Genomic DNA, 20,248 nt, shown 5'->3' with positions numbered 1-20,248 from the left:
TCACGCAAGGGGCGCTACAAGGCGCCCCTTGTCACATTCAGGGTGTATTTGGCGGGCATGCACCGGTTTGGGCAGGCGCCATAATCAGAACCACTTTGAAGTGGAGGTCCTCGCTGGTTTTGTGGCTGGGACCGCCGCCATACCGATCCATCAGCCAGAGAAGACTTACACGCATGAGCGCACTCGACACGCAAAACCTGGGCATGGTGCCCATCGTCATCGAGCAATCCGGCCGCGGTGAGCGCGCCTATGACATCTACTCGCGCCTGCTGCGCGAGCGGGTGATCTTCCTCGTCGGCCCGGTCAATGACGCCACCGCCAATCTGGTGGTCGCGCAGTTGCTGTTCCTCGAAAGCGAGAACCCGGACAAGGACATCTCGTTCTACATCAACTCGCCGGGCGGCAGCGTGAGCGCGGGCATGTCGATCTACGACACCATGCAGTTCATCAAGCCGCAGGTGTCGACGCTGTGCATGGGCCTGGCCGCCAGCATGGGCGCATTCCTGCTGGCCGCAGGCGCCGAAGGCAAGCGCTTCTCGCTGCCCAACTCCAAGATCATGATCCACCAGCCGCTGGGCGGCACGCAGGGCCAGGCGACCGACATCGAGATCCATGCCCGCGAGATCCTCAAGACCCGCGAGCAGCTCAACCGCATCCTGGCCGAGCGCACCAAGCAGCCGCTCGAAAAAATCCAGAACGACACCGAACGCGATTACTTCATGTCGGCGACCGAAGCGCAAAGCTACGGCCTGATCGACCAGGTGATCAGCAAACGTTCCTGATCCGGCAGGCGTTGGCGCAATGTCTGGCCGGCGTCCTGAACTTACATTTCTCTCTCTGATTCCAGGTCGCACCCCATGCCCGAGAAAAAAGGCTCTTCCGGCGAAAAGATTCTGTACTGCTCGTTCTGTGGCAAGAGCCAGCATGAGGTCAAGAAGCTGATCGCCGGCCCCTCGGTCTTCATCTGCGATGAATGCATCGAGCTGTGCAACGACATCATTCGCGATGAAGTGCCCGTGGATGCCGCTGGCGCCAAGGTCACGCGCAGTGATCTGCCGATCCCGTCCGAGATCAAGACCATTCTTGACCAGTACGTGATCGGTCAGGACACCGCCAAGCGCACGCTGGCGGTGGCGGTCTACAACCACTACAAGCGCCTCAAGCACATCGGCGACACGCCCAAGGGCGAAGGCGTGGAACTGGCCAAGAGCAACATCCTGCTGATCGGCCCGACCGGCTCCGGCAAGACGCTGCTGGCGCAGACGCTGGCGCGTCTGCTGAACGTGCCGTTCGTGATCGCCGACGCCACCACGCTGACCGAAGCCGGCTACGTGGGCGAGGACGTCGAGAACATCATCCAGAAGCTGCTGCAGAACTGCAACTACGAGGTCGAGCGCGCTCAGCGCGGCATCGTCTACATCGACGAGATCGACAAGATCTCGCGCAAGGCCGACAACCCGTCGATCACCCGCGACGTCTCGGGCGAAGGCGTGCAGCAGGCGCTGCTGAAACTGGTCGAAGGCACGATGGCATCAGTGCCGCCTCAGGGCGGGCGCAAGCACCCGAACCAGGACTTCCTGCAGATCGATACGACCAACATCCTGTTCATCTGCGGTGGTGCGTTCGACGGCCTGGAGAAGGTGATTGCCAACCGCTCCGAGAAATCGGGCATCGGTTTCGGCGCTTCGGTCAAGAGCAAGCAGGAGCGCAGCATCGGCGAGGTGTTCCGCCAGATCGAGCCGGAAGACCTGATCAAGTTCGGCATCATCCCCGAGCTGGTCGGCCGCCTGCCGGTGGTCGCTACCCTGGGCGAGCTGACCGAGGACGCGATGGTGCAGATCCTCACCGAGCCCAAGAACGCGCTGGTCAAGCAGTACCAGAAGCTGCTGGGCATGGACGGCGTCGAGCTGGAGATGCGGCCTTCGGCGCTGTCGGCGATTGCTCGCAAGGCGCTCAAGCGCAAGACCGGCGCGCGCGGTCTGCGCTCGATCGTCGAGCAGGCGCTGATGGACACGATGTTCGATCTGCCCACGCTCGACGGCGTGGCCAAGGTCGTGGTCGACGAGCACACCATCGAAGAAAACACCAAGCCCCTGCTGGTTTACCGCGAGCAGGCCAAGGCCAGCGCCTGAGTGCGGGCGGCGGATGGTGTCAAAACCATCCGCCCGGCAGCCGCGCCGAAGGACTTAGATTGATCTGACGCGCGTCGCTGCTCTTGCATTTCCGCACCGTGCTCCTACATGGAGCGCAGAAAGAGAGGTTTTCCGATGTCCGGTCACCCCGTCCTCCCCCCTGATCCGATCACCCTGCCGCTGTTGCCCTTGCGCGACGTGGTGGTGTTTCCGCACATGGTCATCCCGCTGTTCGTGGGACGGCCCAAGTCCATCAAGGCGCTTGAAGCGGCCATGGAAGCCGGCCGCCAGATCATGCTGGTGGCGCAGAAGGCCGCCGGCAAGGACGAGCCCAAGCCTGAGGACATGTTCGAGACCGGCTGCGTCTCCAGCATCCTGCAGATGCTTAAGCTGCCTGACGGCACCGTCAAGGTGCTGGTCGAAGGTCTGCAGCGCGCCAACACGCGCAGCATCGACGACAGCGGCGAGTTCTTCACCGCCGAAGTCTCGCCTGTGCCGCTGCCCGACGTGGCTTCGTCCGAGATCGAAGCCCTGCGCCGCGCCGTGACGCAGCAGTTTGACCAGTACGTCAAGCTCAACAAGAAGATTCCGCCCGAGATCCTGACCTCGATCGCCGGCATCGATGATGCTGGCCGCCTGGCCGACACCATCGCCGCGCACCTGCCGCTCAAGCTCGAGAGCAAGCAGGCGATCCTGGACATGGTGCCGATCGCGACCCGGCTGGAAAAGCTGCTGGAGTTGCTGGAGCACGAAGTCGACATCCTGCAGGTCGAGAAGCGCATCCGTGGTCGCGTCAAGCGCCAGATGGAGAAGAGCCAGCGCGAGTACTACCTCAACGAGCAGGTCAAGGCGATCCAGAAAGAGCTGGGCGAAGGCGAAGAGGGTGCTGATCTCGAAGACCTCGAGAAGAAGATCGTCGGCGCCCGCATGTCCAAGGAAGCGCGCAAGAAGGCCGAGAACGAGCTCAAGAAGCTCAAGCTGATGTCGCCGATGTCGGCAGAAGCCACGGTGGTGCGCAACTACATCGACACGCTGATCAACCTGCCCTGGGCCAAGAAGAGCAAGGTCAAGCACGACCTGCCGCTGGCCGAGGAGGTGCTCAACGAAGACCACTACGGCCTCGACAAGGTCAAGGAACGCATCCTTGAATATCTTGCGGTGCAGCAGCGCGTGGACAAGGTCAAGGCGCCGATCCTGTGCCTGGTCGGCCCTCCGGGTGTCGGCAAGACCTCGCTCGGCCAGAGCATGGCGCGCGCCACGGGCCGCAAGTTCGTGCGCATGGCGCTGGGTGGCATGCGCGACGAAGCCGAGATCCGCGGCCACCGCCGCACCTACATCGGCTCGATGCCGGGCAAGGTGCTGCAGAGCCTGAGCAAGGTCGGCGTGCGCAACCCGCTGTTTCTGCTCGACGAGATCGACAAGCTCGGCATGGACTTCCGCGGCGACCCGTCATCGGCGCTGCTGGAGGTGCTCGACCCCGAGCAGAACCACACCTTCGCCGACCACTATGCCGAGGTCGATTTCGACCTGTCGGACGTGATGTTCGTGGCGACATCGAACTCGCTCAACATTCCGCCGGCGCTGCTGGACCGTATGGAAGTGATCCGCCTGTCGGGCTACACCGAGGACGAGAAGGTCTCCATCGCGCAGCGCTACCTGATGCCCAAGCAGCGCAAGAACAACGGCGTGCTCGACAGCGAGATGGACGTCACCGAGGACGCCATCCGCGGCATCATCCGCTACTACACACGCGAAGCGGGTGTGCGCTCGCTGGAGCGCGAGATCTCCAAGATCTGCCGCAAGGTGGTCAAGGGCTTGGCGCTCAAGAAGTACGAAGGCCAGGTGGTGATCTCGGCCGAGAACCTCAACGATTTCCTGGGTGTGCGCAAGTACAGCTACGGTGAGGCCGAGAAACAGAACCAAGTTGGCCAAGTTAACGGGTTGGCATGGACCGAAGTCGGTGGTGACCTGCTCACGATCGAAGCAACCGTGATGCCCGGCAAGGGCAACATCATTCGCACCGGTTCGCTGGGTGATGTGATGAAGGAGTCGGTCGAGGCAGCCCGTACGGTGGTGCGCAGCCGTGCGGCCCGCCTGGGCATCAAGGACGAGATGTTCGAGAAGCGCGACATCCACATCCACGTGCCTGACGGTGCCACGCCCAAGGACGGTCCAAGCGCAGGTGCGGCGATGACCACGGCGTTCGTGTCGGCGCTGACGGGTATTCCCGTGCGTGCTGATGTGGCCATGACCGGCGAAATTACCCTGCGCGGCCAGGTTACCGAAATCGGTGGCCTGAAAGAGAAGTTGCTGGCGGCGCACCGGGGTGGCATCAAGACCGTGCTGATCCCGGAAGAGAACGCCAAGGACTTGCAGGACATTCCTGAGAACGTCAAAAGCCACCTTGAGATCATTCCCGTCAAGTGGATCGACAAGGTGCTGGAGATCGCGCTGGTGAGTCCGCCGCAGCCCTTGCCCGAAGAGGAACCCAAGCCTGAAGCGCCCAAAGCCGTCGAGACCCCGGTCGTGGTCGAGGCGACGAAGCACTGAAATTGCGATTGACACTTGCGCACGAGAACGGAAGTAGCCTATACTCTTGTTCTCGGTAAAAAATCAATTTACAAGTTGCTTTCTGCAGGAGTCAATGCGGGATTAGCTCAGTTGGTAGAGCGATACCTTGCCAAGGTATAGGTCGAGAGTTCGAGTCTCTTATCCCGCTCCAGTTTTAGTGAAGAAAGTTTGACAAAGCTTTCTGTTGATTGAATCGCCGGAAATACCGGTGGCGCGGTAGCAAAGCGGTTATGCAGCGGATTGCAAATCCGTTTAGGGTGGTTCGACTCCACTCCGCGCCTCCAAAAACTACGTTGGTGGTTTGACTCAGGATAAAAAAATATTCCTGCGGGATTAGCTCAGTTGGTAGAGCGATACCTTGCCAAGGTATAGGTCGAGAGTTCGAGTCTCTTATCCCGCTCCATATAAAAAGCCACCCAACTTGCTTGGGTGGCTTTTTTGTTTTCTGCTGCGCTTGTGCGCGTTCAGGCAACAAAAAGTCCCAAGTGCTTGATTCACTTGGGACTTGTGCGATTCTGGTGCCCGACCGGAATCGAACACCAGCCGGAAACCCGCATAAATGCTGGGTCCGGTTCTGGATGGCTAGAAATTACCCCACGGAATACCCACAGGATCGGGTGCGCTACCCCCTCCGCGCCCACTCCCTCGCCCGCACGTACTCGACCCGGCTGCACAGCCGGCGCTGCTGGTCGTGCAGGGCGAACAACTCGCTCATGGTCTCGACCTGGGCAGGCGTCGCCGAGATCCGCTCGCCCGTTTTGGCGAACCAATCCGGCAGGGTGCGGACTTTGTGACGTGACTTTTCGTGACCAGGCGCCAGGGTGTCGGAAACGCCGGAAACCCAGCGGCGGCGATGACAAGTTTTGACAAGTTCTCGGCACCCCTTCGGAAACTACGGAAACCCGGCGGCCCGTACCTCAGCATTTCTCAGCGGATCACATCCAGGTCGCCAGGGTGCGTACTTTGCGTAGAAACCGCCGCGTTCGGAAACGGCCCGCAGGTGTTCCGGTTGTTCCGCAACCCAGTCGCCCAATGAGAAAAGCCCCGTGCATCACTGCGCTGGGGCATGGGGGTGGATCACTGGTTACGTCGGCTCAGTGCGGGTTGCGCGCGTAACTTTGGCCGTAACTTCGCTGCTCTCAGGGGGGGGGCAGGCTCTGGCGCCAGCCCAGCAGCGGCGCGGGTTTCAGGCCGATTCATCGCGCACGCCCACGATAGTTCCATCGCCCAGCCGGTAGGGCCTAAAGCCCGGTTTCGCCGGGTGCCACTTGTCCGGCAACGCGCAGAAGTCGCCGCCGTGAATCTTCTTGAAGTCGTCGAGCATCAAGCCGTTCATATTGATGATGTTGTCGTGTGGCAGCTCACTGACTCCGCGAGTGGTTGACTTGGTGAAGTGGTGCATTTTCATAGGGGGCTTCCGGGTGGGTGGTTGAAATCTCAGGTCGTTCATCAGCCCAGACGTGCCGCAGCACAGGGCCGGGGCTGACAGGCTCAGGCGGGTCAGGCGAGCCGGCCAGGGCGTGCAACATGCCGTGCCAGCGGTCGGGCGCCAGGACGGGGCGGATCAGGGCGCACTCGGCTGGCGTGAACTGGGCTTCGGACTCAAGCGCGGCCAGCAGCAGCGCGCCGAAGCTGGCAAAGGGGCTGGTCATGCTCACAGCCCCCCGAACTTGACGCCCACCGCCCGCAGACCGCGCACGATCACATCCACGCCGCATTCGCCCGTCAGGTGCTCGATAGCGGCCATCGTCTCCACACCGTAGGGGCCTTGGGTCAAGATCATGCGCAGGGCCTTGGTGCGGCTGTAGCCGGCTTCGTCTGCGGCCTTGAGCACCGCTGACACCATCTTGCGGGCAGCGTCGCCGCCGTCGCGGCAGTCGCGCGCCTCGGCAGGGTCATAGCCGTGCTGGGCGACTGTGAGCAGCGTCGCCTCAGGGGTCATGACGTAGTGCTCTTCTCCGTCGTCTGCCATGGCCTTCTTGAAGTGCCCGGCCATCGGCCTGCGCAGCGTCACCACGGGCTTGACGGGTCGCAGCACCTCAGGCTGTGGTCGGTTGCTGGGGCGTCGCTCCACGTGCTGCGCTGCGTCCGGGCCGAACAACTCCGTGAACAGCTCGTGCAGCAGTTCGGGGCAGTTGTCGCAGTAGGCGCCGGCCTTGCGTGCCAGGGCTTCCAGGCGGTCGGATGCCACGCCCTTGCTCATCAGGGTGTCGAGCAAGTCCATGCCGCGCCAGCCGCCTGCGGTGGCCACATCCAGCAGCTTGCCCAGCCGCTCGCGGGTCTCGGTCAGCTCTTCGGGGTACAGCACGATGCCACCCACCTGTTTGCCCGTGGTGCAGGTGCGAACCATCATCCATACGAGGACCGGCATAGAGAAGCCGCCGTCAGGCTCTGCCAGGTTGAGCATGTCGCGCGCGGCGGCGTTCACCAGGTCGATGCTGGCGGGGTTGAAGTCGAAGTTCTTGGTCATGATGGGATTCCTTGCTTGTCTGTTTGGGATGCCTTCAGCGTCCACGCCGGGCACTGCGCGCCGCCCTCGGGCACATGGCAGCACCAGCACAGCGGATAGCGGTCAGGTGGGCATAGGCCCGCCGCCGATGGCTCGCCGCAGGTCTGGTGCGGGGTGCGGTGGGCGCAGGTGGCGCAGCTCTTGGGGCGGGTCAGCAGTTGCACCAGGTCGCGGCGGTGGGGGGTCATGTCAGGCGCTCCGTTTGGGGGTGGCGTTCCCGGTCGTTCCCGGTCGTTCCGGGGCGTTCCCACTCCCTCGGGAATGGACGAAGCGGCGGGGGGCAATCAAAGCCCCCGCCGGTCGTTCCCATGTTTTTTTCCTTAAGGGGAACGCCATGTCGGGAACGCCATGTGTGGCGGTCAGGTGGCGGCGTCAATTTCCACCTCGGGGACGGTTTTCGGCCCCGGCTCGGGAACGTCAACAACAGGCTGCTTTTTCCACGTCGCCGGGATCACCAGAAGCTCAGGCGGCAGGGGTGCGCCACCCCTCACAGCGTCGTGTTCCTCGGTCGTCAGGTTGACCAGGAAGGCGGTGCGGTTCCTGTTGGCGCGCTCTTTCAGGGGCACGCTCACCTCGAACAACCACATCTCCGACAACAGGTTCTCGATGGTGTCCACCACCTCACTGGCGCGGCGGTTCACCTTCGCCTTGACGCCGGCTCGGTTGAGCGGGTTCCCGCCCTGCCAAGCGATTTGCACGTGGTGGCGTATCTCGTCCCTCAGCTCTGCCGCAGCGTCCTTGCGGGCCTGTTCCTGCGCCTCTGCGCGGGCCTCGAAGCGCGGCACCTCGGGCGGCGCCGGGTGCGTCCAGCGCAGCGTCACCGGCTCCACGCCGCCGAACTCGTTGCGGGCGGTCGTCATGGCCGTGAAGGTCTTGATCTCCAGTTCTGGCCAGCGCGCTTCAAACCGGGTCTTGCCGCGCACCAGATAGCGTTGCTCGCCCTCCGTGACCAGGTAGAGCACCTGATTGGCGTCTGCCTCCCACGCGCTCGCACCGCGCGCCGACAGGCTCACGACCTCCGTGCGGCTCAAGCTGGCCTTGGCCACGTGTCCCACCAGCCACACCGGCATCTGTGCGAACTGCTGTTTCAGCAGCGCCACGGCGGCGCTGGCCTCGCTGTTGCTGTTCTCCTCGTCCAGGTCGAGCACGGCGCTTTTCGTGTCCAGCACCACCAGCGGCTTGATGTCCACGCCGTCGACGATGCGGGCGAGCGCGTCATAAGCCGGCGCCACCTCGACCACATCGGGCGGCGGCAGGCGGCGGGCCTCGACCAGGCGCAGGCGGTCGCGCACCAGGTCAATCGGCGGCTTGTAGTGGTGGCCGTGGCTCAGGACACCAGCCAGGATGCGGCGGGCCTGCTCAACGTCCTCAGTGACGTAGACCACGCGGCGCCAGTGCAGCGGCGCCAGCGGATCAGCGGGCGGGTGCAGCCCTGCAGCCACCAGCGCCAACGGCAACAACGCGGTGGTCTTGCCCGCACCATGCGCGCCGGCAATGATGACCAGGCCGTGCCCGATGAATCCAGGGATCACCCAGCGCGGCGCGGCGGGTTCGGCGGCCAGGTCAACGAACTGCGCCAGCGGGTGCGGCCCTTCTTCTGGCAAGTACTCCACGCCTCCGCCATCAGCGTAGTAGGGGATTGCGTCACGCTGGCCAGCTTGCCGCGCTGCAGTCGCCGCGTACAGGTGGCGGTAGACGCCGGCCTCATCAGCCGCCACCAACTGCCCGCCCTTGCTGGCCGGATTGACCCAGCCCGCAGCCTGAGCGGCCTTGAACACGGCCGCATAGCCCGTGCTGCTGGGAGTGAAGCCGCGCCACTTGTCTGCGGCCTCGATGGGGCTGTACTTGCTGCTCTGCTGGCTCCAGGTCATCCACAGCTCGCGGCCCACGTTGCCCAGCCCCTTCAGGCGGTGTCCGTTGTCGATCCAGGCCTGATAGTCGTCCGCATCCAGCGCATTCAGCGCGCTGCGCAGTTCGGCCACCGTGCGCGGGTCGACCTGCTGCGTCTGGGTGGCGGGCGCGGGCGCATCGCTGCGCTGACGTTCACCAGCACCAGCGGTCAGCAGTTCCACCAGCCACGCGGGCGCTTGGGCAATGTCGGGCATCTCGCCGGCCAGCACGTCCCAGTCGTCGAACAGGTACGTGCCATGCGGCAGGCGGGTGGGCTCCGCCGCGATGTAGCCGGCCGCGCTGCGCACGTCGATGCATGGCGACAGGTTGCGGTTGCTGATGGCCAGGCCCTCGGGCAACCAGAACACCAGGTGCCGGCCGCCGGATGGCGTGCGCTGCACCAGCGTGGGCGGCAGCTCGTCGTGCATGGCCTCGATGTTGACCAGCTCGCCGGACCCGTCCTTGCCGTCCTTGTCGTCGACGTCCAGCACCAGCAGGCCAGCGCCGCCTGGGTGGATGCCCACGCCGGCGCTGGGCGCCGCTGTGAACCAGGCGCTGATGGTGGCGGGGTCGGTGGTGGCGTCCTTGAAGCCGTGCGCGGTGGCTGGCGCCTTGTCGCCGGGCTTGAGTGGCAGCACAGGCAGGCCCATACCTGCGTAGGCCAGGGCGTGCGCCAGGGCGTAGGGGGCGGTCATGCTCGGCCCCCCTTCCCAAACGCTGCGATCAGCTCATCAATGCGTGCGCGTTGCTCTCGGGCTTCGTCGGCATCGATCCGGCCTAGGTGCTCCTCGGCATCGATCCGGGTGAACATCATGTGGCGTGCGCGCGATGGGCCGACCAACGCCACCAGCGGCGCCATTGGGTTCTCGCTGGCCTCTACGATGCGGCGCGCAGCCTCTTGGCAGGCGGCGCTCATGCCTGCACCTCCTTCTTCGTGCTGCTGGTGCTCGCTGCCACATTGATGATGGCGTGCGCCTGCCGCAGCAGGTAGACCGCTGACCACATCAGCGAGTCGTAGGGGCGGTTGTCGGCTGCCACTTCGTCAACCAGCGCATCGAGCGCGGCCATGCCGGCGTTCATTAGGCAGATGGCATCGAACACCAAGTTGTCGGTGGTGTCGGTCGTGTCAACGGACAGGGCGGCGGCGATGCCGAAGTTGCAGAGCTTGGCAGTGGGCGGCGCGGCCTGCGTGGCGTTGTCGGTGGCGCTCATGCCTGCACCGCCTTCTTCGCCTGCGCATCCTCTTCCTCGCGGTACTTGCATCGGGCATCGAGCCGGCGATGAAAGCGGGTGTTGGTGTCGTTCGCGCCTGCTTGCTCGGCCTCATAGTTGACAGCGCTGCTGGCCATCTGTGCGCGGCTCCAAATCGCTTCAAGCGCCAAGGCGATGACCTCGGGATGACGGTAGCCAGCAGGCGTTTCTAGGCGATCCAACATCATGTTGGCCAGCGCGGCGATTTCGTCCAAGGCGCTTGTCGCCATCGCCTCCATGTCGATGATGGTGTTGCGCAGGTTTTGGACTGCGGCAGGCAATGCAGCGGCCTCGGCCGGGGTGTTCCCGGCCTGTTTCTTGTCGGTCATGTCAGACGCTTTCGGTATTCAGGGTGGGGGTGCTGCTGGCGCTGGTTGCGGCCTGCGGGCGGTGCGTGGCGCTCCATGCGTCCAACGCCTGCACTAGGTCGAACGCCTGAGCGCGCACGCTGGCCAGCTCTGCGGCACTGAGCGTCATCAGCTCGAGCGAGCCGTCAGCCGCCAGGTTGGCCAACTCGGTGTTGAGCGGCTGCCACTGGCGCAGGGTCTTCATCAGGGGGGTGTGCTTTCTCATGCTGCACCGCCTTGCTCGATCCGCTCGATCAGCACCAGGCGCTCATTGGCGCGGGTGACACCCTCGCCGCTCACGCCGTCACGGTCGTTGAGCACGCCCCAGCGCACTTTCTGCTCGGTCGTCATCACGGCCAGGGCGTTGCGGATGATGGTGTGGGCGGCCTTCAGTTCGGCCAGCAGGTCGCGTTCGGTGGTGGTCATGCTGCACCCCCACGATTCAGACGATCAGCAGCGATGGCGGCATAGGCACGGGCGCGCAGCTCGGCACGGCGCAGGGCGCGGCGGGTGGCGTTGCGCTCTGCCAGCGTGCGAGCCAGGCGCAGCATGAAGGCGCGGGCGTACTCGCTGGGGACGGAAGGACGGGGGGAAGGTTGCGCGGGAAGGCGCAGGATCGCGCGGCCCGATGCGGGCGCGGTGGGGGTGTCAGCCATGATGGGCTCCAGACGACAGGGTTTGAACCCGCCGCCCCCACGCCAATGGGGGTGGCGGACCGTGCAGGGTTGGCGTACCGGGTCTGGACCGGCGAGCCTTGCGGCTCCCCCACACGGCCCGCCATAGAAGCTGACCATGCTGCACAGCACGTCCGAGAGGATGTGAAAAAGCCGCGTTGAGGCGCGGCTACTGCGCCAGACACCGGGACGCCAATCCCGCACCGCTGATGTGCAGCGGCAGCGCGAGTTTCCACGCAGGCAGGCAGTGGTGTCAAGCGTGTTCATGCGCGGCCCTCTCCCTGAGCATGGCGTCTGCAGCCTCATAGGCCAGCATCGCGCACGCTTGCATTTGGCTGGGCATCGGATACCGCTCGCCGGCCAGGATGGCCTGCATCGCGGCAATGGCGATGCGGTCGCGCAGTTCAACCAGGTCGACAGGCCGGGGGGTGTGCTCGCTCATTGCGCGGCCCCCGCCAGCAGCTCCCGCACCTTCGCACGGTCGGTGGTCGTCAGGCTGTAGATACCGAACTCGACGCGGTGGCGGTCGCGGTCGAAGCCGGCGCGGCGCTCGCATGGGATCGTCAGGCCGAACCGCTTGCGGGCGCGCAGCACCTCGTCCGGGCCGTTACTGGCACCGACGATGGCATCAACGTCTTCGCGGGCTTGTGGGCCGTCCAGCAGCGCCAGCAGCAGGCGGCGGTGACGCGGCGTGACGTGCAGCGGGGCACGATCCGGGATAGGATCGTCGTCGGTCTGCATGGGGGTCGTCGCGCTGGTAACGCGGCGGCCCTTTCTTGTTTCTGGGGTGGTGATCTGCATGGCCTGCACCTCAGCCCAGCGAAGCCAGGAAGCGGCGCAGCTCGCCAGCGCGGACACGGGTGCAGCGGGCACCGAGCCGGATCAACTTCAGCTCGCCGGCAGTGGCGCGACGGTACAGGCTGGATTCGCTCAGGCCGGTCAACGCCGACGCGGTGCGCAGGTTCAACAGCGCGTCAGGGTCTTGAATGGCCTCGGCAGGTTGGATGTGCAGGCGACGGACTGGCGCGGTGGCGACGGCTTCGGGGTGCATGTGCGGACTCCACTTGTTGAAAGTGGGGGCACTGTCACGACGCAAGCCGGGTTGCGGTCAACCGCAATAGGGGGGTTGCGGCCTGGGCGCTCTATGGCGGAGCCTCCATGGCGCAAGGGCTTGCGCAAGAGGGCCGCAAGCCCTTGCGCTACCTGTTGCGGGCGGGGAATGGGTTATTCGCAGTCGGCGCGGCGGGGCGCGCAGCCTCGCCCGGGAGCAACTGACGAACGCGCTGTTCGGTGATGGCCGCCCACTCGGCGGCGGCCTTCGTGCCGTGCTGCTCTCGGTATTGCGCCAGTTCAGCCAGGGCGTCGACAGTCCATCGGCGGCCGGGCGTGTCACCAGCAGCAAGCACCTGGGCGGCCTTCAGCGCCTCCAGCTCGGCATTCGTCGCGGCCAGCGCAGCGCGCAGGCGGTCAAGCTCTGCGGCCTGGGCTTCGATGGTGGCGCGGGCCGGCTGTGGTGCCGGCGATGCCTCGCCGAACTCATCAGCGGCCCACGCATCAAACGACGCCCGCTCCACAAGCAACACCCCGCGCGCCGCCAGTTCGTGCGCAGGATCGGCAAAGGGTTTCCCGTCTGTTCGCGCAAAGCCAACTCGACCCGCATCAATGGCAGCACAAATCGCCGCGCGCTTGCCTGCACGGCAGTGGTTCGACGTGAAGCCCGATGCCTCACACCAGTAGGTGACCACTTCCTCAATCGGTAGGTGCGCGGAATGTGCCCAGTAGCGCCCGCAGCCGTCGGCGAGTGGATTCGTCGTGAAGTGTGGTGGCGCCATGCATTCCCCAATGCAACCCCACCGAAGATGCCGCGCCAGCCAGGTGGGGCGCCTGGGGTTCGGGGATCAGCCTAGGCGCGGCAGGGGGGATTGTCAGGCACCCTTGATGCTCTCGATTACGCCATCCGCGTCAGCCAGCGCGCCAGTCAATCCAGGGTCGTTCTTGAACTGCTCAATCAGCAGCGACCGATAGGCCTCCCACTCAGCCAGTGGAGCGAGGTAATCAGGGGGATTCGGGATCTCGCTCACGCTGCCTTCTCCTTGAACGGCAGCACCTGGGCCCCCTCGCGCAGCCGGTCGAGGTAGTCCGCCCACGTCTGCATCATCAGCCGGCGCTGCTCCATGAATTCGGCGCGGTCGTAGGCCATGCCAAGCGGGCCGGACTTGCCGTGCGCGAGCTGGGCTTCGATCACGTCGGAGCTGATGCCCGGCAGGCGCTCGACGATCAGGGTGCGCGCCATCGCCCGGAAGCCGTGGGCGGTCATCTCGTCGTTGGTGTAGCCCATGCGGCGCAGGGCGGCGCGAATGGTGTTCTCGCTCATGCAGCGCTCGCCGGTCAGCAGGGACGGGAACACGAACACGCCATGCCCGGTCAGCGGGCGCAGGTCTTCCAGGATCGCCAGGGCCTGCGGCGCCAGCGGCACCAGGTGCGGCCGGCCGTTGACCTTGCCGTGGACGGTGCGCTTCATCTTGTCGGCCGGAATGGTCCACAGCGCGGCCTGGGTGTCGACCTCTGCCCACTCCATCGCTCGGATGTTGCCGGGCCGCTGGAACACCAGGGCAGACAGCGCCAGCGCAGCGCGGGTGACGGGCTGGCCAGCGTAGGCGTCGATGTCGCGCAGCAGTGCGCCGGCCTGCACCGGCTCCAGCACGGCGGCCATGTGCTTCTCGACGAACGGCGGTAGGGCGCCAATCAGGTCGGTGGCCGGGTTGCGCTCACACCGGCCCGTGGCGATCCCATAGCGGAACACCTGCCCGGCGCACTCGCGCAGGTCGTGGGCGCTGCGCACGGCCCCCCGCTTGATGACGCGGCGCAGGGCATCCAGCAGCACGGGGGCCGACACGTCCGACAGCGGCAGCGTGCCCAGCCAGGGGAACAGGTCTTTCTCGACGGCGCGCAGCCAATGGGCGGCGTGGTTGTCGCTCCACGCGCTGCGCTTGGTGCCGTGGAACTCGCGGGCGACAGCCTCGAAGGTGGTGGCGTTGCTGGTGCTGGCGGCCAGCTTCTCGACCTGGCGTTGCTGTAGCGGGTCGGTGCCGGACTGGCGAACCTTCCGGGCGTCATCGCGGGCTGTGCGGGCGGCCTTCAGGCTTACCACCACGTCCTTGCTGGCCGGCTTGCAGTAGCTGCCCAGCGGCATGGCGCGGGTCTTGCCGCCGATGACGTAGCGCCAGAACCAGCGCTTCGATCCGTTGGGCGTGATTTCCAGGAACAGCCCGCCGGAATCGGTCAGGCGGACGCACCGCTTTTCGGGTGGGCAGGTGGCATTACGGCAATCGGCATCGATCAGCATGTGGGTATCCCCCGGCTCGGCTTGAGGGTAGGCGTTTTGCCCTACGGATTGCCCACATGATAAGCCGCGCAGTCGTGGCGCTTCGTGACTGGACGTGAACGAAAAAAAGCCCCTAGAGCGTTGATTTCTCTAGGGGCTTGCGTGGTCGTGGGGGGTTGTGAATGCCTGGGCTGGTGCGCCCGACCGGAATCGAACCGGTACGACTTGCGTCGAGGGATTTTAAGTCCCTTGCGTCTACCTATTTCGCCACAGGCGCACTACCTGTATTTTTACATACCCTGCGGTGCGTCATGTGCAGATCGGTTCAGGCCAGCATCTGCTGCCACGACTGCGTGCCCCTCCATTCGTTGAACTGCGCGGCGGGCAGGGCGGGGGCGCACAGGAAGCCCTGGAATTCGTCGCAGCCGATACCGGCCAGATGCTCGTGCTGTGCCGGCGTCTCGACGCCCTCGGCCACGACCGTGAGTTGAAGCGAGCGCGCCAGGTCGACGATGGTTTGCGTGATCGCGGCGTCGCTGCGGTCTTCGGGCAGGCGTTGCACGAAGCTGCGATCGATCTTGAGGCGGTGGATGGGCAGACGCTTGAGGTAGCGCAGGCTGGAGTAGCCGGTGCCGAAATCATCGATCGCCAGCCGCACGCCCATCGCGGCGAGTTCCTGCAACTGCAGCAGGATTTCGTCCAGGTCGCCGATCAGAATGCTCTCGGTCAACTCCAACTCCAGCAGGTGCGCCGGCAGGCGGTGCTGGCGCAGTTGCAATTCGACCCGTGCAACAAAGTCGCCCTGCTGGAACTGCAGCATCGACACGTTGACCGACACCGGCAGAGGGTGTCCCTGCTCACGCCACTGTGCGGCCTGCCGCACGGCTTCGGCCAGCACCCAGTGGCCGAGTTCGACGATCAGGCCGGTTTCCTCGGCCAGCGGAATGAACCGGCTTGGCGAGATCTCGCCCAACTCGGCGTCATACCAGCGGCACAGCGCTTCGGCGCCAGTCACGCGCCCGCTTTTCAGGTTGATCTGTGGCTGATAGTGCAGCCGGAAGCTGTTCTGGCGCAGCGCCAGGCGCATGGCGTGGTCGAGTTTGAGGCGCGACAGCATGTCCACGCTCATGCGCGGCTGGTAGAAGCAGAAGCGCAGCTCGCTGCCGTTGCGTTGCTTGACGCGTTGCATGGCGCGGCCGGCGTTCATCAGCAGTTCGTCGCTGTCACGGCCGTCGGCGGGGTAGAGGGCGATGCCGGCGCTGGCGCTCAGGTCGAGCCGCACGCCGCAGACGTCCAGCGTCTGGTTGAGTGCGGTCAGCAGGCGGCGCACGGTGCGCTCGGCGGTTTCGGCCTCGGCGTCCTGCAGCAGCACGACGAAGCTGTCGCCGCCCACGCGTGCCAGGGTGTCGCCAGTGCGCAGTGTCGCGTTCAGGCGGCGCGCCATTTCGATCAGCACCTGATCGCCGCCTTCGTGGCCCAGGCTGTCGTTGATGCTGCGGAAGCGGTCCAGCCCGATCAGCAGCACGCCCAGGCCTTGGCCGTGGGCGGACGCATGCTGGATCTGCTGCTTGACCACCTGTTCGAGCCGGGTCCGGTTGGCCAGGCCCGTGAGCGTGTCCTTGAGCGCGAACTCCCGCAACTGCTGCTGCTGGGCGATGCGCTCGCGCAGGTCGCGCAGCACCACGATACAGCCGCTGCCGGCGGTGCCACCCTGCGATTCGATCAGCGTGGCCTGCACCGGCGTCGGGCCTTCGGTGCCTTGCAGCGTGAGCGGGCCTTGCCAGTGGGCATCCTCCTGCACGCGCACCAGCAGTTCCGGCCAGGGGCCGGAGGCGTCGGTTTCTGCCAGCAGGTGTTGCAGCGTTTCACTCGCCAGAGCCACTGCGCTGCGGCCGGCCAGGCGCGCAGCAGCCGGGTTGGCCGCGACGATGCGGTGCTGGGCGTCGGTGACGATCAGGCCGTCCAGGCTGGCCTCGAACACCTGGGCGGCGATCTGCAGCCGGGCCTGATCGGCCAACTGCTCGGTCAGGTCGCGCCAGATCTGCAACCAGCCCACGGCGCCGCCGCGACCGTACTGCGGCACCAGGCGACGCTCCAGCGTGCGGCCGTCAGCGAGTTGCAGGCGGTCGGTGGCAAAGCGTGGCTTGGTCGGTGTGGGCCACTGCGAATGGGGGCGCACCGCATGGGATTCGATGCTCGATTGCTGCAACTCGGCCTGGCGTTGGCCGAGCTGGCTGCGGTAATTGGCCGGATCGGCCATGGCCTGCGCCAGCGTTTCCAGCATGTCGGCTTCGGGCAGGGCTGCCGTGCCATCGTTCAGTGCCAGTTCCCACAGCCGCGCAAAGGCGCCGTTGTAGCTGCGCACGGCGCCGCTCAGGTCGGTGGTCAGGATGGCGTCGTGGGTCGATTCGAGCGTGGCGCCCAGCTCGGTGGTCAGGCGCTGCAGTTCGGCTTCGGCGCGTCGCTGCGGCTCCAGGCTGGAGAGGCAGAGCAGCCAGGCGCGCTGGCCGTTGGTCAGGGTGAGGGCGCTGATGCGGCGCTCGACCTCGCGCACCGTGCCGTCGCTGTGCAGGATCAGCGTGTCCGAATGCAGCCCGGCGTCGTGCGCCTGCCACCAGAACAACTGGTCTTCGGGCGTGGCAGCCAGGTCTTCGGCGCTGCGGCTCAGCAATTCGACCGCACTGAGGCCCCAGAGCGTGCAGGCGGCGGGGTTGACGGCCAGCACGCGCAGCGTGGGTGCCTCGATCAGGCAGGCTGCCTCCAGCAGCGCGTCCAGCATTGGCTGCAGCGCGGTGATCAGGGGCGTTTCAAGCGGCGTGGTCATGCGCCGCTCCCTGCAAGCCGTGGGCGAAGTAGCACAGCACGCGTTCGCGGGGCGCCAGATAGTCCAGCGTGGCGCGTGGCAGGTGCTGGGCGTGCACGCTGCGCCGGATGCCGGGCGTGGTCTGCAGGTGCAGATGCAGCAGCAGCGCCTCTTCGCGCGGCACGCGCGGGTCGTGCACCAGCACACTGGGCTTGAGGGCGTGATCGCCGTTGACCGCCACCACCAGGGCGTAGCGCCCGTCGCTGAGTTCCACCACCGAGCCGGGCGGATACACCCCCATCAGCTTGATGAAGGCGGTCATGACGGTAGCGTCGAACTGGCCGCGCCGTTGCGCAAACAGCCAAGCCTGAGCCTCGTGGGGCGTGCGGGCGAGTTGGCCGGGGTGCGGGTTGCACAGCCGGTCGTACAGGTTGACCAGCGAGACGATACGCGCCGGTAGCGTGATCTCTTCGCCCTTGAGGCCGCGCGGCAGGCCCGAGCCGTCGTGCAGCTCATGATGCTGGGCGATGACGCGCAGCACCTGCGCATCCATGCCCATGCTCATGCCGAGCCGCACGCCCTGGGTGACGTGCTCGTGCCGCTCGCGCAGCACCAGCGCGCTGTTGGCAGGGTCGACGTTGCGCAGAGGGTCGGTCAGCATCAGCTTGCCGATGTCGTGCATCAGCGCGCCCACCGCCACGGCCTGAAACTGCTCAGGGGGCAATTGCAGCTTGCGCGCCAGCAATCAGCGCCAGCACGGTCACGTTGACGGCGTGCTGTGATGCAGCGGTGCCGGCAGCCTCGGTCAGCACACGCAAGGTCACGTCGTCATCGCCCTGCATTTCAGTCACGAAGCTGCTGGCCAGCGTCTGCGCGGCAGCAAAGGCCTGCTTGGGCTGGCTGACGGCGTCGCGCGTCACGTTCAGCCACTGGCGGGTGGCGTGGGCGTGGGCGCGTTCGCTGCGCTGAAAGCTGTCGCGCTGGACCAGCAGCGCGGCGCGGCGGGTGAGCTGGGGCGGCGCTGGCGGAAGGGGGGCTTCAGCGGCGGCGGGCTGATGCAGTTCGGCTTCGCAGGCGAGGTCGATGTCGTCGAAGGCGGCAATGGTGGTGGGCTCGAAGGCCTGCACATCGCTCAGGCCGGGCCAGACCATTACCTCGCGCACGCCCAGCTGGCGCAGCCGGGCGATCTGCTGGGCGTTCTCCAACTTGAAGCGGTTGCGCGCAAACGGGTGTTGCAGCCAGCCCAGCTCCAGTTGCACGAACATGCCCGGCCGCAACGCGTCAACGTCGATTGCCATCTGGGGGCTGTCGGGGTGCTTCATCGGACTCGCTTGCAGAGACACCCGGCGGTGTGCCGGGTTTGCAAGTCATATCGGAGCCGACTTTGCCGGCTTGAGTCCGATCAGGCGGAGCCACCCGCCTGGACGCCGTCGCCCGGGCGCAAGTGTGACAAGTTGCTCAGCGTTTGCTGGGGTCGAAGCTCAGCACCATCACCGCCGGCACGCGGCCGTCGATGTCGCGCGGCAGGATTTCGGTGCGCTCGATGGCGCGCAGCACCGCCTGATCCCAGTCGGCCGTGCCGCTGGACTTGAGCAGGCGGCTGCCGACGATGGTGCCGTCGTTGGCCACGCGCACCTCGACCTCGGCCACCGCCGAACTGCTGAGGCGGCCGGTGTAGACGATGTTGGGCAGGATGCGCGCCCGGATGCGGCCTTCGTAGCCCGCCGATGGCGCGGCCGACTGCGCCGCGCGGCCGCTGGACTGCGCCGGACCGTTGCCGGCGGCCTCGCCCGAGCCGCTGCCGGCGCCACCCAGCTGGCCCTTGAGGCGCTCCAGATTGGCTTCGCGCTGGCGGGCGGTGCGGGCGCTGTCGGCCTTTTCGGCTTTCTCGGCGGCTCTTTCGGCGGCCTTCTCTGCGGCCTTGTCCGCCGCATCGCGCTCGGCCTTCTTGCGCTCGGCGTCCTTCTTGTCGGCAAGCTTTTTCTGGTCGGCTTTTTCCTTGGCCTTCTCGGCCGCCTTCTCCTTGGCGCGTTCTTTCTCTTTTTCCTCGGCCCTGGCCTGGGCTTTCTTGGCGGCGGCCTTCTTGGCCTCGCGCTCTTCGAGGGCCTTGCGCTCGGCGGCGTCTTCCTCGGCCTGGCGCTTTTTCTCGTCGGCTTTCTTCTTGGCCTTTTCGAGGGCGATGTCGGCATCGCGCCGGGCGGGTTCGGGCGCGGGGGCTGGCTTGGGCGCTGGCGGTGGTGCGGGTTTGGGCGGTGGTGCGGGCGGCGTGACCGGTTTGGGCGTCACGGCGGCGGGCTTGGGCGGCACCACGGGCACGGGTTTGCTCACAGGCACGGGAGGCTGTGGCGGCGGCTCTGCCGGGGTGGGCGCGGGTGCGGCGATTTGCGGCACGGCAGCCCACAGCTCGGCCGAGACGGTCGTGACCTCATGGCGGCGCCAGGCCACGCCGTAGGCGAGCGCGATCACCAGACCGGCGTGAATGATCAGCGCCAGCACGGCGCCGGTGCGCATGCCTTCAGGCGCGGGCGGGCGGCGCATCACGTCTTGCATGGGCATCCGCCTCAGCTCCCGGTGGTGCGCACCGACAGGCCGACGCGTTGCACGCCGGCGCGCTGCAGCGTGTCCATCACCTGCACCACGGCCTCGTACTTGACGCCCTTGTCGGCCGAGATGATCACCGGCGCATTGGCTGCGCCGTTCTGGGCTTCGAGCACGCGCGCGGCGAGGCGCTTGAGCGCGATGCGCT

24 protein-coding genes and 4 tRNA genes are annotated in these 20,248 nt (G+C 66.1%); 6 read left to right on the top strand and 22 right to left on the bottom strand.

The window, feature by feature from the left end; translation table 11 throughout:
- The first annotated feature begins 173 nt into the window (after nucleotides 1-173).
- The 6 genes from clpP to AC5IG3_RS14235 all read left to right on the top strand — a co-directional run bounded on the left by clpP (nucleotide 174) and on the right by AC5IG3_RS14235 (nucleotide 5,106).
- Entirely contained in the window at nucleotides 174-782 is a 609-nt protein-coding gene (gene clpP, locus AC5IG3_RS14260; protein WP_491906963.1) for an ATP-dependent Clp endopeptidase proteolytic subunit ClpP, read from the top strand.
- Nucleotides 783-857: 75 nt separating this feature from the next.
- On the top strand, nucleotides 858-2,132 hold the full coding sequence (clpX, locus tag AC5IG3_RS14255) for an ATP-dependent Clp protease ATP-binding subunit ClpX (protein WP_491906962.1): 1,275 nt from the start codon (nucleotides 858-860) through the stop codon (nucleotides 2,130-2,132).
- Between the two features lie 135 nt (nucleotides 2,133-2,267).
- On the top strand, nucleotides 2,268-4,682 hold the full coding sequence (gene lon / locus AC5IG3_RS14250; RefSeq protein ID WP_491906961.1) for an endopeptidase La: 2,415 nt from the start codon (nucleotides 2,268-2,270) through the stop codon (nucleotides 4,680-4,682).
- 96 nt (nucleotides 4,683-4,778) lie between these two features.
- Nucleotides 4,779-4,854, top strand: a tRNA-Gly gene (locus AC5IG3_RS14245).
- A 59-nt stretch (nucleotides 4,855-4,913) separates the two neighbouring features.
- A tRNA-Cys gene (locus AC5IG3_RS14240) sits at nucleotides 4,914-4,987 on the top strand.
- Between the two features lie 43 nt (nucleotides 4,988-5,030).
- Nucleotides 5,031-5,106, top strand: a tRNA-Gly gene (locus AC5IG3_RS14235).
- 783 nt (nucleotides 5,107-5,889) lie between these two features.
- Here the strand turns inward: AC5IG3_RS14235 and AC5IG3_RS14230 are convergent.
- From AC5IG3_RS14230 to AC5IG3_RS14125, 22 genes are all read right to left on the bottom strand, one after another.
- A complete protein-coding gene (locus tag AC5IG3_RS14230; RefSeq protein ID WP_491906960.1) occupies nucleotides 5,890-6,111 on the bottom strand; it encodes a hypothetical protein in 222 nt (73 codons plus the stop codon).
- 246 nt (nucleotides 6,112-6,357) lie between these two features.
- A complete protein-coding gene (locus AC5IG3_RS14225; RefSeq protein WP_491906959.1) occupies nucleotides 6,358-7,173 on the bottom strand; it encodes a hypothetical protein in 816 nt (271 codons plus the stop codon).
- Entirely contained in the window at nucleotides 7,170-7,400 is a 231-nt protein-coding gene (locus tag AC5IG3_RS14220) for a hypothetical protein (protein WP_491906958.1), read from the bottom strand. The genes AC5IG3_RS14225 and AC5IG3_RS14220 overlap by 4 nt, the downstream gene beginning before the upstream one ends.
- Nucleotides 7,401-7,571: 171 nt before the next feature.
- On the bottom strand, nucleotides 7,572-9,797 hold the full coding sequence (locus AC5IG3_RS14215) for a bifunctional DNA primase/polymerase (RefSeq protein ID WP_491906957.1): 2,226 nt from the start codon (nucleotides 9,795-9,797) through the stop codon (nucleotides 7,572-7,574).
- Nucleotides 9,794-10,018 (bottom strand): hypothetical protein, encoded by a 225-nt coding sequence (locus AC5IG3_RS14210; protein ID WP_491906956.1) that lies wholly within the window; start codon nucleotides 10,016-10,018, stop codon nucleotides 9,794-9,796. Before AC5IG3_RS14210 ends, AC5IG3_RS14215 begins: the two co-directional genes overlap by 4 nt.
- Nucleotides 10,015-10,314 carry a hypothetical protein gene (locus tag AC5IG3_RS14205; RefSeq protein ID WP_491906955.1) on the bottom strand — a complete coding sequence of 100 codons (300 nt, stop codon included), beginning with the start codon at nucleotides 10,312-10,314 and terminating at the stop codon, nucleotides 10,015-10,017. Before AC5IG3_RS14205 ends, AC5IG3_RS14210 begins: the two co-directional genes overlap by 4 nt.
- On the bottom strand, nucleotides 10,311-10,682 hold the full coding sequence (locus tag AC5IG3_RS14200; protein WP_491906954.1) for a hypothetical protein: 372 nt from the start codon (nucleotides 10,680-10,682) through the stop codon (nucleotides 10,311-10,313). Before AC5IG3_RS14200 ends, AC5IG3_RS14205 begins: the two co-directional genes overlap by 4 nt.
- A gap of 1 nt (nucleotide 10,683) precedes the next feature.
- A complete protein-coding gene (locus AC5IG3_RS14195; RefSeq protein WP_491906953.1) occupies nucleotides 10,684-10,926 on the bottom strand; it encodes a hypothetical protein in 243 nt (80 codons plus the stop codon).
- Nucleotides 10,923-11,126, bottom strand: coding sequence for a hypothetical protein (locus AC5IG3_RS14190; protein ID WP_491906952.1), 204 nt, complete (start codon nucleotides 11,124-11,126; stop codon nucleotides 10,923-10,925). Before AC5IG3_RS14190 ends, AC5IG3_RS14195 begins: the two co-directional genes overlap by 4 nt.
- Complete coding sequence (locus AC5IG3_RS14185) at nucleotides 11,123-11,356, bottom strand: hypothetical protein (protein WP_491906951.1); 234 nt, start codon at nucleotides 11,354-11,356, stop codon at nucleotides 11,123-11,125. Before AC5IG3_RS14185 ends, AC5IG3_RS14190 begins: the two co-directional genes overlap by 4 nt.
- 271 nt (nucleotides 11,357-11,627) lie before the next feature.
- Nucleotides 11,628-11,816, bottom strand: a complete 189-nt coding sequence (locus AC5IG3_RS14180; protein WP_491906950.1) for a hypothetical protein — start codon at nucleotides 11,814-11,816, stop codon at nucleotides 11,628-11,630.
- Nucleotides 11,813-12,115 (bottom strand): hypothetical protein, encoded by a 303-nt coding sequence (locus AC5IG3_RS14175; RefSeq protein ID WP_491906949.1) that lies wholly within the window; start codon nucleotides 12,113-12,115, stop codon nucleotides 11,813-11,815. Before AC5IG3_RS14175 ends, AC5IG3_RS14180 begins: the two co-directional genes overlap by 4 nt.
- Nucleotides 12,116-12,185: 70 nt before the next feature.
- Nucleotides 12,186-12,425, bottom strand: a complete 240-nt coding sequence (locus AC5IG3_RS14170; RefSeq protein WP_491906948.1) for a helix-turn-helix transcriptional regulator — start codon at nucleotides 12,423-12,425, stop codon at nucleotides 12,186-12,188.
- Between the two features lie 148 nt (nucleotides 12,426-12,573).
- Complete coding sequence (locus AC5IG3_RS14165) at nucleotides 12,574-13,206, bottom strand: hypothetical protein (protein ID WP_491906947.1); 633 nt, start codon at nucleotides 13,204-13,206, stop codon at nucleotides 12,574-12,576.
- Nucleotides 13,207-13,299: 93 nt separating this feature from the next.
- A complete protein-coding gene (locus AC5IG3_RS14160) occupies nucleotides 13,300-13,455 on the bottom strand; it encodes a hypothetical protein (protein ID WP_491906946.1) in 156 nt (51 codons plus the stop codon).
- Nucleotides 13,452-14,720, bottom strand: coding sequence for a tyrosine-type recombinase/integrase (locus tag AC5IG3_RS14155; RefSeq protein WP_491906945.1), 1,269 nt, complete (start codon nucleotides 14,718-14,720; stop codon nucleotides 13,452-13,454). Before AC5IG3_RS14155 ends, AC5IG3_RS14160 begins: the two co-directional genes overlap by 4 nt.
- Nucleotides 14,721-14,891: 171 nt before the next feature.
- Nucleotides 14,892-14,976: transfer RNA gene (locus AC5IG3_RS14150), tRNA-Leu, on the bottom strand.
- Nucleotides 14,977-15,024: 48 nt separating this feature from the next.
- Nucleotides 15,025-17,523 (bottom strand): sensor domain-containing protein, encoded by a 2,499-nt coding sequence (locus tag AC5IG3_RS14145; RefSeq protein WP_491906944.1) that lies wholly within the window; start codon nucleotides 17,521-17,523, stop codon nucleotides 15,025-15,027.
- Complete coding sequence (locus tag AC5IG3_RS14140) at nucleotides 17,507-18,226, bottom strand: HD-GYP domain-containing protein (protein WP_491906943.1); 720 nt, start codon at nucleotides 18,224-18,226, stop codon at nucleotides 17,507-17,509. Before AC5IG3_RS14140 ends, AC5IG3_RS14145 begins: the two co-directional genes overlap by 17 nt.
- Nucleotides 18,216-18,800 (bottom strand): DUF3391 domain-containing protein, encoded by a 585-nt coding sequence (locus tag AC5IG3_RS14135; RefSeq protein ID WP_491906942.1) that lies wholly within the window; start codon nucleotides 18,798-18,800, stop codon nucleotides 18,216-18,218. The genes AC5IG3_RS14140 and AC5IG3_RS14135 overlap by 11 nt, the downstream gene beginning before the upstream one ends.
- A gap of 160 nt (nucleotides 18,801-18,960) precedes the next feature.
- Nucleotides 18,961-20,058: a cell envelope integrity protein TolA gene (gene tolA, locus AC5IG3_RS14130; RefSeq protein ID WP_491906941.1), complete on the bottom strand. Its 1,098-nt coding sequence runs from the start codon at nucleotides 20,056-20,058 to the stop codon at nucleotides 18,961-18,963.
- A 5-nt stretch (nucleotides 20,059-20,063) separates the two neighbouring features.
- The coding region (locus AC5IG3_RS14125) for an ExbD/TolR family protein (protein ID WP_491906940.1) at nucleotides 20,064-20,248 on the bottom strand (185 nt) is incomplete at its 5' end.

The sequence above is a fragment of the Leptothrix sp. (in: b-proteobacteria) genome (genome assembly GCF_965250675.1).
In the GTDB taxonomy this organism is placed as follows: domain Bacteria; phylum Pseudomonadota; class Gammaproteobacteria; order Burkholderiales; family Burkholderiaceae_C; genus Sphaerotilus.
Note: the sequence above shows the minus strand (reverse complement) of the source record. Positions and strands in the feature narration are given on the sequence as shown.

Bases quoted from the DNA above. Each gene is read 5' to 3' on its own strand.
- clpP (WP_491906963.1), top strand. From the start codon at position 174: ATGAGCGCACTCGACACGCAAAACCTGGGCATGGTGCCCATCGTCATC.
- clpX (WP_491906962.1), top strand. From the start codon at position 858: ATGCCCGAGAAAAAAGGCTCTTCCGGCGAAAAGATTCTGTACTGCTCG.
- lon (WP_491906961.1), top strand. From the start codon at position 2,268: ATGTCCGGTCACCCCGTCCTCCCCCCTGATCCGATCACCCTGCCGCTG.
- AC5IG3_RS14230 (WP_491906960.1), bottom strand. From the start codon at position 6,111: ATGAAAATGCACCACTTCACCAAGTCAACCACTCGCGGAGTCAGTGAG.
- AC5IG3_RS14225 (WP_491906959.1), bottom strand. From the start codon at position 7,173: ATGACCAAGAACTTCGACTTCAACCCCGCCAGCATCGACCTGGTGAAC.
- AC5IG3_RS14220 (WP_491906958.1), bottom strand. From the start codon at position 7,400: ATGACCCCCCACCGCCGCGACCTGGTGCAACTGCTGACCCGCCCCAAG.
- AC5IG3_RS14215 (WP_491906957.1), bottom strand. From the start codon at position 9,797: ATGACCGCCCCCTACGCCCTGGCGCACGCCCTGGCCTACGCAGGTATG.
- AC5IG3_RS14210 (WP_491906956.1), bottom strand. From the start codon at position 10,018: ATGAGCGCCGCCTGCCAAGAGGCTGCGCGCCGCATCGTAGAGGCCAGC.
- AC5IG3_RS14205 (WP_491906955.1), bottom strand. From the start codon at position 10,314: ATGAGCGCCACCGACAACGCCACGCAGGCCGCGCCGCCCACTGCCAAG.
- AC5IG3_RS14200 (WP_491906954.1), bottom strand. From the start codon at position 10,682: ATGACCGACAAGAAACAGGCCGGGAACACCCCGGCCGAGGCCGCTGCA.
- AC5IG3_RS14195 (WP_491906953.1), bottom strand. From the start codon at position 10,926: ATGAGAAAGCACACCCCCCTGATGAAGACCCTGCGCCAGTGGCAGCCG.
- AC5IG3_RS14190 (WP_491906952.1), bottom strand. From the start codon at position 11,126: ATGACCACCACCGAACGCGACCTGCTGGCCGAACTGAAGGCCGCCCAC.
- AC5IG3_RS14185 (WP_491906951.1), bottom strand. From the start codon at position 11,356: ATGGCTGACACCCCCACCGCGCCCGCATCGGGCCGCGCGATCCTGCGC.
- AC5IG3_RS14180 (WP_491906950.1), bottom strand. From the start codon at position 11,816: ATGAGCGAGCACACCCCCCGGCCTGTCGACCTGGTTGAACTGCGCGAC.
- AC5IG3_RS14175 (WP_491906949.1), bottom strand. From the start codon at position 12,115: ATGCAGACCGACGACGATCCTATCCCGGATCGTGCCCCGCTGCACGTC.
- AC5IG3_RS14170 (WP_491906948.1), bottom strand. From the start codon at position 12,425: ATGCACCCCGAAGCCGTCGCCACCGCGCCAGTCCGTCGCCTGCACATC.
- AC5IG3_RS14165 (WP_491906947.1), bottom strand. From the start codon at position 13,206: ATGGCGCCACCACACTTCACGACGAATCCACTCGCCGACGGCTGCGGG.
- AC5IG3_RS14155 (WP_491906945.1), bottom strand. From the start codon at position 14,720: ATGCTGATCGATGCCGATTGCCGTAATGCCACCTGCCCACCCGAAAAG.
- AC5IG3_RS14145 (WP_491906944.1), bottom strand. From the start codon at position 17,523: ATGACCACGCCGCTTGAAACGCCCCTGATCACCGCGCTGCAGCCAATG.
- AC5IG3_RS14135 (WP_491906942.1), bottom strand. From the start codon at position 18,800: ATGGCAATCGACGTTGACGCGTTGCGGCCGGGCATGTTCGTGCAACTG.
- tolA (WP_491906941.1), bottom strand. From the start codon at position 20,058: ATGCCCATGCAAGACGTGATGCGCCGCCCGCCCGCGCCTGAAGGCATG.